This window comes from Enterobacter cloacae complex sp. 397G4, from assembly GCF_050031515.1.
Taxonomy (GTDB): domain Bacteria; phylum Pseudomonadota; class Gammaproteobacteria; order Enterobacterales; family Enterobacteriaceae; genus Enterobacter; species Enterobacter hormaechei_C.
Genome location: NZ_JBLGWE010000001.1, coordinates 3,880,649 through 3,894,333, shown reverse-complemented (window position 1 = coordinate 3,894,333; position 13,685 = coordinate 3,880,649). Strand labels below are relative to the sequence as shown.

Below are 13,685 nucleotides of genomic sequence, written 5' to 3'. Positions count from 1 at the left end.
ACACAACCGGTGCTCTTTAGCGCCGGTTTTTTTTCTCGCCCGTTTTGTTTTTCGAGCCTGTTTCCAGAGATGATGCAACGCGTTGCAACGGGTGAAAATCTCCGGAAAGCGGCTCGTAAAGTTCTGGTTTGACGCTCGTACCGTTTCTGCTATTCCGCCACACTCCCGCCATGAAAAACGAACAAGGCTTTACGCTTATCGAAACCCTTATCGCCGTTTCGCTGACAGTGATCCTCAGCGCCACAGGGCTCTATGGCTGGGACAGTTGGCAGCAGCGGCAGCGGCTTTGGCAAACTGCCTGCCAGGTGCGGGATTACCTGGTGTTTTTGCGCAATGACGCCAACCGTCACAACAGCGAGCACAGGATCGCGCTGTATAACGACGGTGAAAAGAACTGTCTGGCCAGTTCAGCGGTGACCGGTTGTGACAGCGGCGGACCGTTCGTGATGAAGCCGATGTGGCCCGAGGTCACGATAAGCGACATAACCCCTGCGCTGGGATTTTACGGTTTAAGGGATACCGCATGGGCCGGACATATCCGCGTGCAGAGCCGCGCTGGTGGGTGGTGGGTTATTGTCTCAAATGGCGGACGTATCAGGCTGTGTAATGCCGCAGGAGAAGGTGCATGCCAGTAAATCGAAAAGGGTTTTCCCTGCTGGAAGTGCTTATTGCGATGACGATAAGCAGCATTCTTTTACTCAGCACGTCACGTTTTTTACCGGGGCTACAGCGGGGTGTTTTACTGCAATCCGGACAGCAGGAGCTGGAGGATGAGGTCTGGCAACGTCTGTTCGCGATCGGTAAACAGTTTCAGAGGGCAGGATATTGTGCAGGGCATTGCCAGGGGCAGGGGATGATCATCGGCAGGCAAGGACGATGTGCGATTGTGCTATGGGATGCGAACAGCAACGGCCAGTGGGATAGCACCGCGTCAGAAAACGACAGTACGGGATTCCGGCTTGAGTCCGGATCGCTTGAAACGCTGCGGGGCGCCACATCCTGTGACGGTAAGGGATGGGATAAGCTCACCGACCCGGATCGGGTCCTGATAGAGCAATTTATGGTCACTAAAACCGATCATGATGGCTTTGCGCCGGTCATCAGTATCGAGCTGCGTGCCCGCCGCAAAGGTGAACTGGCCGCACCCTTTTCGGCTCGCCATACCGTAACGGGGTTTAATCTGTGAATCGTCAGCGGGGCATGTCATCGCTGGCACTGGTCCTGCTATTACTGGTGCTCGGCACGCTGATCCTCACCGGATTAAATCAGCAGCTGCAAACCTTTAGCACGCTGGTAAGTGGCGAGAGTTTGTCTGTTCGCCAGCAGGCTGCCGTGCAATCTGCACTGGAGTGGGGGCGCGTTCAGGAATGGGCTTTACAGCCAGAGGTTCAGTGCAAACAGACACAACGTTTGCGGGTCTGTATAAGGCTGTTTGGGGTGCGTGTGTTGCTTATTGCCGGCAATGACAATCTATTGCTATGGCGAGGCGGGGACATCTCGGAGGGGCAGATACGCTTTTCCGTCCACGGCTGGAGTGATTTCTGCCCCCTTAAGGAAAGTACGCTATGTCAGTTACCCTGAGCAGACAAAAAGGATTTAGCATGGTTGAGGTTTTGCTGGCAATGATGTTGCTGGTTGTGGTTGTGATGGCGTTATCCGGCTATCATCGCGCGCTGGCAGCCCGGTATGCGGCGCTTAGCCAGTATCGTCAGCTATGGCATCATGCGTGGAATCAGTCGCAGATCTCAACATTAACGCTCCCGCCGGGCTGGCAGGTCAGTCGGGGGCAGACAACACAGTCCGGATGTGTCAGCATCACGGTCACACTTATTTCTCCTATGGGGCGGCAGGGCGCGTTGACGCGTCTGCATTGCCCGGTTAGCCGCTAGTCGGGAGCGTTTATGCTAAGGGTTTACCACTCAAATCGTCTGGATGTGCTGGAAGCACTGATGGAGTATATCGTTGAGCAAGAGCGTCTTGACGATCCGTTTGAGCCAGAAATGGTGCTGGTGCAGAGCACCGGTATGGCGCAGTGGCTGCAAATGTCCCTTTCGCAGAAATTTGGCATTGCGGCGAACATCGATTTTCCGCTGCCCGCGAGCTTTATCTGGGAGATGTTTGTTCGCGTCCTGCCGGATATTCCTGAGCAGAGCGCCTTCAACAAACAAAGTATGGCCTGGAAACTGATGACGCTGCTGCCGGACATGCTGGCGCATGATGAGTTTGCCATGCTGCGGCACTACCTGAATGACGACACTGACAAGCGTAAACTTTTCCAGCTTGCCTCACGTACTGCCGACCTTTATGACCAGTATCTGGTTTACCGTGCAGAATGGCTGATTCGCTGGGAAGCGGGAGAATTAGTCGATGGGTTACCGGAAGCGCAAATCTGGCAGGCGCCGCTCTGGAAAGCGCTGGTCGAGCATACCGGGAAACTCGGTCAGCCTAAGTGGCACCGTGCTAACCTGTACGATCGCTTTATCTCAATACTTGAGAACAGCGCAGAACGGCCAGCCCGTTTGCCGTCACGCGTGTTCATTTGCGGTATCTCCGCGCTGCCGCCTGTCTACCTGAACGCGCTAAAAGCGCTCGGTAAGCACACTGATATCCATATCCTCTTTACCAACCCGTGTCGGCACTATTGGGGGGATATTCAGGATCCGCGCTGGCTATCACGGCTGGTCACCCGTCAGAGAAAACGCCTCTTTGAGGAACGCGCCGTGCCGCTGTTTAAAGACAGTGAAAATGCGGCGCAGCTTTTTGATGAAGAGGGGATTCAGAACCTGCCGAACCCGCTGCTTGCCTCGTGGGGCAAGCTCGGACGCGACTATATTTATCTGCTTTCTGAAATCACCTCTTCGGGAGAAGGGGATGTGGATGCGTTTGCGGATATTACGCCGGACAGCCTGCTGCACAATATTCAGCTTGATATTCTGGATTTGGAAAACCGTGCCGTTGCCGGGATCACTGCCGAAGAGTTTGCGCGAAGCGACAAGAAGCGAAAACTGGATCCTGACGATCGCAGTATCGCGATCCACGTTTGCCACAGCCCACAGCGTGAAGTTGAAATTCTTCATGACCGCCTGCTGGCCATGTTACAGGACGATCCAACCCTGACACCGCGCGATATCGTGGTGATGGTGGCGGATATCGACAGCTACAGCCCGTTTATTCAGGCGGTATTTGGCAGCGCAACGGGCGACCGCTATCTGCCCTACGCAATCTCTGACCGTCGCGCTCGTCAGTCACACCCGGCGCTACAGGCCTTTATCAGCCTGCTTTCGCTGCCTGATAGCCGGTTTATCTCTGAGGATGTGCTGGCACTGCTGGATGTGCCTGTTCTGGCCGCACGTTTCAACATTAACGAAGAGGGGTTGCGCTATCTGCGCCAGTGGGTCAACGAATCTGGTGTCCGCTGGGGTATCGACGATGATAACGTCCAGGAGTTCGAACTGCCTGCGACCGGCCAGCATACCTGGCAGTTTGGCCTGACGCGCATGCTGCTGGGGTATGCTATGGAGAGCATCCACGGCGAATGGAATGACGTGCTGCCGTACGATGAATCCAGTGGGTTGATCGCGGAACTGGTTGGTCACTTAGCCTCGCTGCTTATGCAGCTCAACCGCTGGCGCCGTGCGTTGATGCAGCCCCGCCCGCTCGAAGAGTGGCTGCCGATTTGCCGCGAAATGCTGAATGATTTCTTTCTGCCGGACAGCGAAACTGAAGCCGCCATGGCGCTTATCGAGAAGCAGTGGCAGGCCATCGTTGATGAGGGGGTTAATTCGCACTATCACGAGGCGGTTCCTCTTTCGCTTCTTCGTGATGAGCTGACGCAACGTCTCGATCAGGAGCGCATCAGCCAGCGCTTCCTTGCGGGGCCGGTGAATATTTGTACCCTGATGCCAATGCGTTCAATCCCGTTCAAAGTGGTCTGTCTGCTTGGCATGAACGACGGTATTTATCCGCGTGCGCTTCCACCTCTGGGTTTTGATCTCATGAGCGCACAACCGAAGCGGGGCGACCGCAGCCGCCGCGATGATGACCGTTATCTCTTTCTTGAGGCGCTGATGTCTGCGCAAAGCAGGCTGTATATCAGCTATATCGGACGTTCAATTCAGGATAACAGCGAGCGTTTCCCGTCTGTGCTGGTGCAGGAGCTGGTGGACTACATTGGACAGAGCCACTATCTGCCGGGCGATGAAGCCTGCAACTGCGACGAAAGCGAACGTCGGGTGAAAGCGCATATCACCTGTCACCATAGCCGTATGCCGTTTGATCCTGTCAATTACGTTCCTGATGAACTGCAAAGCTACGCCCGCGAGTGGCTTCCCGCCGCGAAGAAAGCGGGGACGCCGCAAACCGATTTTATTCAGACGCTCGAACCGCGCGTCATAGATACCCTCTCGTTTGAGCAGCTACAGCGCTTTTGGGCGCACCCGGTCCGGGCTTTTTTCCAGCAACGCTTGCAGGTGAATTTCCGCTCTGAAGAGAGCGAAATCCCCGATGCGGAACCGTTTATTCTTGATGGGCTGGAGCGTTTTAAGCTTAATTCCCAGCTTCTGAATGCGCTGGTTGACGAAGAAGACGCCAGTAAACTGTTCCGACGTTACAGGGCGTCGGGATTACTTCCGTATGGTGCATTCGGCGAAATCGTCTGGGATGCCCAGTGCGAGGAGATGCGAGCGCTTGCTGACCGCGTTATCGCGTGTCGGCAGCCGGCGAGCAGCATTGAAATCGATCTCGATTGTAACGGTATGCACCTCAGCGGCTGGCTCACGCACGTGCAGTCTGACGGGCTGCTGCGCTGGCGGCCATCCATGCTCAGCGTTTCACATGGCCTGCAACTCTGGCTCGAACATCTTGTCTACAGTGCGAGTGGTCACGAAGGTGAAAGCCGGTTGTTTGTACGTAAGGACGGCGAATGGCGTTTCCCGCCGATGGAGCCTGAGCAGGCGTTGACGTATCTGTCGCTTTATATTGAAGGTTACCGTCAGGGCATGAACAAACCTCTGCTTTTGCTGCCTGAAAGTGGGGGGGCGTGGATAAAAGCCTGTTACGACGCGCAGAATGATGCCATGTTAACGGATGAGGCTTCGCTCCAGAAAGCGCGCAGCAAGTTTTTGCAGGCCTACGAAGGGAACATGATGGTACGTGGCGAAGGTGACGATGTCTGGTATCAACGTTTATGGCGAACGCTGGAGCCAGAATATTTCGACATTATCACCCAAGAGGCGCAACGCTACCTGTTACCGATGTTCAAATTTAATCAGTCCTGAGTGCTGTATAAAAATTGCGCAGTGTGAGGTGTTCATTTATGATGCACCTCTTATCACGGACTGATGTACCCAAAGAAAGAGATGCTGGCGTGTCCAGCACGCACGTTGTTAATGATGTAGCCGTGATAAAGAGGTCGTAATGCCAGGCAGCACCTTGTTCAAAGCGTTTGTTTTGTTTATCGCCCTTTGGGCTCCCGTCACTCAGGCCGATTCCGGTTGGCAACCTGTCAAGGAAACAATCCGTAAGAGCGATAAGGACACCCGTGAGTATCAGGCGATTCGTCTTGATAACGGGATGACCGTGCTGCTGGTTTCCGATCCTCAGGCGGTGAAATCGCTCTCCGCGCTGGTTGTGCCGGTGGGTTCGCTGGAAGATCCTGACGCCCATCCTGGACTGGCGCACTACCTTGAGCACATGACGCTGATGGGCTCTAAAAAATACCCACAGCCTGACAGCCTGTCCGAATTTCTGAAAATGCATGGCGGCAGCCACAACGCCAGTACCGCGCCGTATCGCACCGCGTTTTACCTGGAAGTGGAAAATGATGCGCTTGATGGGGCGGTGGACCGTCTGGCGGATGCCATCGCCGCACCGCTGCTGGATAAAAAATACGCTGACCGTGAACGTAATGCCGTGAACGCCGAACTGACGATGGCGCGCACGCGAGACGGTATGCGCATGGCGCAGGTTAGCGCTGAAACCATCAATCCGGCGCACCCGGGTTCGCGCTTCTCAGGCGGCAACCTTGAAACGCTAAGCGACAAGCCAGGTAGCCCGGTGCTCGATGCGCTGCATGCGTTTCGTGAAAAATACTATTCCGCCAATCTGATGAAAGCGGTTATCTACAGCAATAAACCGTTGCCGACGCTGGCAAACATGGCCGCGCAGACCTACGGCAGGGTGCCAAATAAAAATATCGATCTGCCGCAGATTAACGTGCCGGTTGTCACGGACGCGCAAAAAGGCATTGTTATTCACTATGTGCCGGCCTTGCCGCGCAAGGTGTTACGCGTTGAATTCCGTATTGATAACAACACGGCGCAGTTCCGCAGCAAAACCGACGAGCTGGTGACGTATCTTATCGGCAACCGCAGCCCGGGTACGCTCTCCGACTGGCTGCAAAAGCAGGGGCTGGTGGAAGGTATTCGCGCTGACTCCGATCCCGTTGTAAATGGGAATAGCGGCGTGCTGGCCATCTCCGCGACGCTGACCGATAAAGGGCTGGCTCACCGGGACGACGTCGTTGCGGCCATTTTCAGTTACCTCTCTCTGCTGCGCGATAAAGGCGTCGATAAGCGCTACTTTGACGAGCTGGCGCACGTGCTGGATCTCGATTTCCGCTATCCCTCTATCACGCGTGATATGGACTACGTTGAGTGGCTGGCAGATACCATGATCCGCGTGCCGGTGGAACATACGCTGGATGCGGTAAATATTGCCGACCAGTATGACGCCGGAGCGCTCAAAGCGCGACTGGCGATGATGACTCCGCAGAATGCCCGCGTCTGGTATATCAGCCCGAACGAACCGCATAACAAAATGGCCTACTTCGTTGATGCCCCGTATCAGGTTGAAAAAATCAGCGAACAGACCTTCGCGGGCTGGCAGAAAAAGGCGGGGGAAATTGCGCTGACGTTACCGGAACTTAACCCCTACATCCCGGACGATTTCTCGCTGATCAAACCCGCAAAGGCGTATCCGCACCCGGAGCTGATTGTTGATGAGCCGACGCTGCGCGTGGTCTACACCCCAAGCCGCTATTTCGCCGACGAGCCAAAAGCGGATGTCAGCGTGGTGCTGCGTAATCCTAAAGCAATGGACAGCGCCAGAAACCAGGTGCTATTTGCGCTTAACGATTATCTGGCCGGTATTGCCCTCGATCAGCTCAGCAACCAGGCTGCCGTTGGTGGTATCAGTTTCTCCACCAACGCCAATAACGGCCTGATGGTGAATGCCAACGGCTATACCCAGCGTTTGCCGCAGCTGTTCCAGGCGCTGCTGGACGGTTATTTCAGCTATACGCCTACGGAAGAACAGCTCGAGCAGGCTAAGTCCTGGTATGCCCAGATGATGGATTCTGCCGAGAAGGGTAAAGCCTACGATCAGGCGATTATGCCAGCACAGATGCTGTCGCAAATTCCGTACTTCCAGCGCGAAGATCGCCGCGCGATATTGCCCTCAGTCACCTTAAAAGAGGTGCTGGCTTACCGTGATGCGCTGAAAACCAATACCCGTCCGGAGTTCCTGGTTGTAGGGAATATGAGCGAAGATCAGGCTAAAACGCTGGCGCAAAACGTCCGGGCGCAACTGGGTTCAAAAGGCGATGAGTGGTGCCGTAACCAGGATGTGCTGGTAGAGAAAAAACAGAACGTGATCTTCGAAAAAGCGGGAAGCAGCACGGATTCCGCGCTGGCCGCGGTGTTTGTCCCTGTCGGTTATGACGAATTTACCAGCTCTGCCCAGAGTGCGGTGCTTGGTCAAATTATTCAGCCGTGGTTTTACAACCAGCTGCGCACCGAAGAGCAGCTGGGCTATGCGGTATTCGCTTTCTCTATGAATGTGGGCCGTCAGTGGGGGCTGGGCTTCCTTCTGCAAAGCAGCGACAAGCAACCCGCTTACCTGTGGCAGCGTTATCAGGCGTTCTTCCCGCAGGCGGAAGCAAAACTGCGCGCCATGAAGCCGGAAGAGTTTGCCCAGATCCAGCAGGCGGTTATCGCCCAGGTGATGCAGCCGCCGCAGACGCTGGGTGAAGAGGCCTCGCAGCTGAGCAAAGATTTTGATCGCGGTAATATGAAATTTGATTCGCGTGATAAAATAGTGGCCGAAATAAAACAGCTGACGCCACAAAAGGTTGCCGATTTCTTCCATCAGGCGGTAGTAAAACCGCAGGGTATGGCCATCCTGTCTCAGGTTTCTGGCAGCCAGAACGGGAAAACGGACTACGTAAAATCAAAAGAGTGGACCGTCTGGAAGAGCGTCAGCGCGCTGCAACAAACTATGCCCTGGAGTAAGAAAGAATGACCCATACCGCTGAGCCGCTTGATCCCCTAAGTTTACCTCTACAGGGTGAGCGACTGATTGAAGCCTCAGCGGGAACGGGAAAAACCTATACCATCGCCGCGCTCTATCTGCGTCTGCTGTTGGGGCTCGGCGGCAACGCCGCTTTTTCGCGCCCGTTAAGCGTGGAAGAGCTGCTGGTGGTAACCTTCACCGAAGCGGCCACTGCCGAGCTGCGTGGCCGTATTCGCAGCAACATTCATGAGCTGCGCATCGCCTGTTTGCGTCAGACAACGGATAACCCCCTCTACGCGAGCCTGCTGGACGAGATTGCGGATAAGCAACAGGCTGCGCAATGGCTGCTGCTGGCCGAGCGGCAAATGGATGAAGCGTCCGTCTTCACCATTCACGGTTTTTGTCAGCGCATGTTAAGCCTGAATGCGTTTGAATCCGGCATGCTCTTTGAGCAGCAGCTTATTGAAGATGAATCCGAGCTTCGCTATCAGGCCTGTGCGGATTTCTGGCGTCGTCACTGTTATCCATTGCAGCGCGACATTGCCGAAGCGGTTCACGCCCTGTGGAAAGGTCCGGAAGAGCTTCTTCGCGCCATCGACCGTTACCTGCAAGGCGAAGCGCCGGTCATTAAATCTCCGCCGCCTGCCGATGAAACGCTGGCCTCGCGCCATGAAAAGATCGTCGCCAAAATTGCGACGCTTAAGCAGAAGTGGAATGAGTCGGTTGGTGAAATTGATGCAATCATCGAAAACTCAGGCATCGACAGACGCAAGTTCAACCGTGGGAACCAGGGGAAGTGGATCGAAAAGATCAGCGTCTGGGCCCAGGAGGAGACGCGGGGCTACCAGCTTCCGGACGCACTGGAAAAATTTTCGCAGCGCTTTTTGACCGAGCGAACCAAAGCCGACGGCATTGTGCCTGAGCATTCCCTGTTTGTGGCGATTGATGCGCTGCTTGCGGAGCCATTAACGCTCAATGACCTGATGATCACACGCGCCATGACGGAGATCCGCCAGGCCGTCGCGCGCGAAAAACGTCGCCGGGGCGAGCTGGGGTTTGATGACATGCTGAGCCGCCTGGACGAGGCGCTGTCCAGCGAGAATGGTGAAGCGCTCGCCAGCGCGATCCGTACCCGTTTTCCGGTGGCGATGATTGACGAATTTCAGGACACTGACCCTCAACAGTACCGCATTTTTCGCCGCATCTGGCGACAGCAGCCCGACACTGCCCTGTTGTTGATAGGCGACCCTAAACAGGCGATTTACGCCTTCCGTGGGGCAGATATCTTCACCTATATGAAAGCCCGTAGTGAGGTTGTCGCGCATTACACGTTAGACACTAACTGGCGTTCCGCTCCGGGGATGGTTGAGAGCGTCAATGCGCTGTTCAGCCGTATGGAGACGGCGTTCATGTTCAATGAAATCCCTTTCCTGCCGGTGAAATCCGCCCCAAAAAACGCATCCCTGCGCTTCGAAGTCAGTAGCGCGGTGCAACCCGCCATGACCTTCTGGCTGCTGGAAGGGGAAGGCTATGGGGTTGCCGACTATCAGGCGGCGATGGCGCAGCACTGCGCCGCGCAAATCCGTGACTGGCTGAGCGCAGGCGCGCGCGGCGAGGCGCTGCTTTGGGAGGGGGAACAGGCAAATCCTGTTAAAGCCTCTGATATTACCGTGCTGGTGCGCAGTCGTCAGGAAGCGGCGCTAATCCGCGATGCGCTAACGTTGCTGGATATTCCGTCAGTGTATCTCTCTAACCGCGACAGCGTGTTCGACACGCTGGAAGCCCAGGAAATGCTCTGGCTGCTTCAGGCGGTGCTGGCCCCGGAGCGCGAAAATACGCTTCGAAGCGCGCTGGCCAGCTCTATGCTGGGGTTGAACGCGCGCGATATTGATGAGCTCAACCATGACGAAAACGCATGGGATACGGTGGTGGAAGAGTTTGTCCATTACCGTGAACGCTGGCAAAAACGCGGCGTCATGGCGATGCTGCGCGAATTGATGACGCGGCGCCAGATTGCCGAAAATATGCTGGCGTCATCGGGCGGTGAAAGGCGTCTTACCGATATTTTACACATCAGCGAACTGTTGCAGGAAGCCGGCACCCAGCTTGAAAGTGAACATGCCCTCGTGCGCTGGCTGGCGCAGCAAATCGCGGATCCAAACAGTAACGCCTCAAGCCAGCAGATGCGTCTTGAGAGCGATAAGCATCTGGTGCAAATCGTCACCATTCACAAATCGAAAGGTCTCGAGTATCCGCTGGTCTGGCTGCCCTTTATCGCCAACTACCGCGTTCAGGATCAGGCCTATTATCATGACCGCGAGACTTTCGATGCGGTGCTCGATCTCAGCAAGGCGGAAACCAGCGTTGAGCTGGCGGAAGCGGAGCGTCTGGCGGAGGATTTGCGCCTGCTTTACGTGGCGTTGACCCGTTCTGTCTGGCATTGCAGCCTGGGCGTCGCGCCGGTTTTCCGCCGTCGCGGGGAGAAAACAGGGGAGAGCGATTTACATTTAAGCGCCTTAGGGCGGCTTGTTCAGCGTGGTGAGCCGAAAGATGCGGCGGGGTTGCGCCTCTGTATTGAGTCGCTTTGCGGAGACGATATCGCCCTGCATATCCCTTCTCTGCCAGACAACAGCCGCTGGGAAATGGCGCAAGAGCCCGCGACCGATCTTAACGCGCGCCAGATCACACGGGTGCTTGCCGACGACTGGCGCGTCACCAGCTATTCTGGCCTGCAACAGCACGGGCAAAGTATTGCGCAGGATCTCATGCCGAAGCTGGACGTGGATGCCGCAGGGGTGGGCGATGTTCCGGTTGAACCGACGTTAACTCCACATCAGTTCCCACGCGGCGCGTCGCCGGGCACCTTTTTGCACAGCCTCTTTGAAGAGCTTGATTTCACCCAGCCTGTCAGTGAGGAGTGGGTGCTGAAGATGTTGCAGAGCGGAGGCTATGACGCGCACTGGCAGCCCGTTCTCACTGACTGGATCAACGCCATTTTGCAGGCGCCGCTGACGACGCAGGGCTTCTCTCTTCGTCAGTTAACGGCCAAAAATAAGCAGGTTGAGATGGAGTTTTATCTGCCCGTCGCAGGCCCGCTTAAGGCCGACGCGCTCGATGCGCTTATCCGTCAGTACGATCCGCTGTCAGCCGGTTGCCCGCCGCTGAACTTCCGTCAGGTGCAGGGCATGCTGAAAGGGTTTATCGACCTGGTCTTCCGTCACGAAGGACGGTACTACCTGCTGGATTACAAATCGAACTGGCTGGGCGAGAACAGCGAAGCCTATACCCAGCAGGCGATGGCGGCAGCCATGCAAATGCATCGCTACGATCTGCAATATCAGCTCTATACCCTGGCGCTGCACCGCTATTTGCGCCACCGTATTGCGGATTATCGCTACGACGATCATTTTGGCGGTGTCATCTATCTGTTCCTGCGCGGGGTTGATGCTGCCGATCCGCGCTCCGGGATCTTCAGCACTCGTCCGGATGCGGAATTGATTAATAAAATGGATAACCTGTTTGCAGCAAACACGGAGGAGATGGCATGACGATGCAGGACTTATTGCTGGATGCGGTAGAGCAACGCGTGCTGCGTCAGCTGGACGTGCAGTTTGCCATGATGATTGCCGCTGACCAGCCCGCCGTGATGCTTGCCGCTGCCCTGTTGAGTAAAGACGCCGGAGAGGGGCATGTGTGTCTGCCGCTCTCGCGTCTGGTGGCTGACGAGAAAATGCCGCCTGTCCTCCAGTCCTGCTTTGCGCTGCTGGGGGAGACGGTGGACTGGCAGAAAATCTTGCGTGAATCGTCAGCCGTCGGGCCGGGAGACAACCAGGCACCGCTGATCCTGACGGGGGAGCGCTTATACCTGAACCGCCTGTGGCGAAACGAACTGACGGTAGCGCGTTTCTTTAGTGAGACCAATGCGCCGCTTCCCTGCGACGAAGCACAGCTTCGCCAGACGCTGGACAGGCTGTTTGACTCCGGTGAGGCCACAGACTGGCAGAAAGTGGCGGCAGCCGTCGCCCTGACGCGGCGGATCTCGGTGATATCCGGCGGCCCGGGAACCGGGAAAACAACGACCGTCGCAAAGCTGCTGGCAGCCCTGATACAGCTTTCAGGCGAGCAGCGATGCCGTATTCGTCTGGCGGCGCCCACCGGGAAGGCCGCGGCGCGTCTGACCGAATCACTGGGCGGTGCGATGCAACGGCTGCCGCTCACCCAGGAGCAGCTTGCGCTTTTCCCGGGTGAAGCAAGTACTCTGCACCGTCTGCTCGGCGCGCAGCCGGGTAGCCAGCGGCTGCGCTACCATGCGGGCAATCCGCTGCATCTGGACGTGCTGGTGGTGGATGAAGCCTCCATGATCGACCTGACCATGATGTCGCGCCTGATCGATGCGCTACCACCCCATGCGCGCGTGGTTTTCCTGGGCGATCGCGATCAGCTCGCCTCTGTAGAAGCCGGGGCGGTGCTGGGAGATATCTGTACCTACGCCAGTTACGGTTATACCGCCGCGCGGGCGCAGGAGCTCGCCCGTCTGACCGGTTGCTCGCTTGAACCCGATCACACGCCGATCGCGGGCGCACTGCGTGACAGCCTGTGCCTGCTGCAAAAAAGCTACCGTTTCGGTAGCGACTCCGGCATCGGCCAGCTGGCTGCGGCGGTCAACCGTGGCGACAGGCACGCCACGCGCACGGTGTTTGACGGTTCCTTCACTGACATTGAAAAGAAATCGCTGCAAAGCGGGGAAGAGTATCAGGCTATGCTTGAGGAGGCTCTCCAGGGATACCAGCATTTTCTGAGCTGCGTGCAGCAGCGCAGTCAGCCCGGGCAGGTCATCGCCGCATTTGGCGAATACCAGCTTCTGTGCGCATTGCGGGAAGGGCCGTTTGGCGTCGCGGGCCTGAACGACAGGCTGGAGCAGCTGCTGGTGCAGAAGCGCAAAATTAACCGTCAGCTGCATTCGCGATGGTATGAGGGCCGGCCAGTGATGATCTCCCGCAACGACAGTGCGCTGGGGCTGTTCAACGGTGATATCGGCATTGCGCTCGATCGCGGCAACGGTCTGCGCGTCTGGTTCCAGCTACCGGACGGTAGCGTGAAGTCCGTCCAGCCCAGCCGCCTGCCAGAGCATGAAACGGCATGGGCGATGACGGTACATAAATCTCAGGGCTCCGAGTTCAACCATGCGGCGCTGATCCTGCCGACACAGCTGTCGCCGGTTGTGACCCGCGAGCTGGTCTACACCGCCATTACCCGTGCGCGCCAGCGTCTTTCACTGTATGCGGATGAGCGCGTGTTGAGTCAGGCGATTGCCACTCGTACCGAGCGCAGAAGCGGATTAAGCGCGATATTTGAATCTGTCTGAGTGAACGCCCTCTCCAGCAGGAGAGGGTGAC

Annotated in this window: 8 protein-coding genes; all 8 read left to right on the top strand. The window is 56.6% G+C overall.

The window, feature by feature from the left end; translation table 11 throughout:
• Positions 1-170 precede the first annotated feature (170 nt).
• The 8 genes from ACQG1Y_RS18730 (at position 171) to recD (ending at position 13,654) form a co-directional block, all read left to right on the top strand.
• A complete protein-coding gene (locus ACQG1Y_RS18730; RefSeq protein WP_017692737.1) occupies positions 171-635 on the top strand; it encodes a prepilin peptidase-dependent protein in 465 nt (154 codons plus the stop codon).
• Positions 626-1,186 (top strand): prepilin peptidase-dependent protein, encoded by a 561-nt coding sequence (locus tag ACQG1Y_RS18725; RefSeq protein WP_015571748.1) that lies wholly within the window; start codon positions 626-628, stop codon positions 1,184-1,186. The genes ACQG1Y_RS18730 and ACQG1Y_RS18725 overlap by 10 nt, the downstream gene beginning before the upstream one ends.
• On the top strand, positions 1,183-1,581 hold the full coding sequence (locus ACQG1Y_RS18720; protein ID WP_426736946.1) for a DUF2509 family protein: 399 nt from the start codon (positions 1,183-1,185) through the stop codon (positions 1,579-1,581). Before ACQG1Y_RS18725 ends, ACQG1Y_RS18720 begins: the two co-directional genes overlap by 4 nt.
• Positions 1,566-1,889 carry a prepilin-type N-terminal cleavage/methylation domain-containing protein gene (locus ACQG1Y_RS18715; protein WP_023295356.1) on the top strand — a complete coding sequence of 108 codons (324 nt, stop codon included), beginning with the start codon at positions 1,566-1,568 and terminating at the stop codon, positions 1,887-1,889. The genes ACQG1Y_RS18720 and ACQG1Y_RS18715 overlap by 16 nt, the downstream gene beginning before the upstream one ends.
• A gap of 12 nt (positions 1,890-1,901) precedes the next feature.
• Complete coding sequence (gene recC / locus ACQG1Y_RS18710; protein ID WP_193547843.1) at positions 1,902-5,276, top strand: exodeoxyribonuclease V subunit gamma; 3,375 nt, start codon at positions 1,902-1,904, stop codon at positions 5,274-5,276.
• Positions 5,277-5,415: 139 nt separating this feature from the next.
• Complete coding sequence (ptrA, locus tag ACQG1Y_RS18705) at positions 5,416-8,298, top strand: pitrilysin (protein WP_368740735.1); 2,883 nt, start codon at positions 5,416-5,418, stop codon at positions 8,296-8,298.
• A complete protein-coding gene (recB, locus tag ACQG1Y_RS18700; protein ID WP_368740734.1) occupies positions 8,295-11,837 on the top strand; it encodes an exodeoxyribonuclease V subunit beta in 3,543 nt (1,180 codons plus the stop codon). The genes ptrA and recB overlap by 4 nt, the downstream gene beginning before the upstream one ends.
• Complete coding sequence (recD, locus tag ACQG1Y_RS18695) at positions 11,834-13,654, top strand: exodeoxyribonuclease V subunit alpha (protein ID WP_368740733.1); 1,821 nt, start codon at positions 11,834-11,836, stop codon at positions 13,652-13,654. Before recB ends, recD begins: the two co-directional genes overlap by 4 nt.
• Positions 13,655-13,685: the final 31 nt, after the last annotated feature.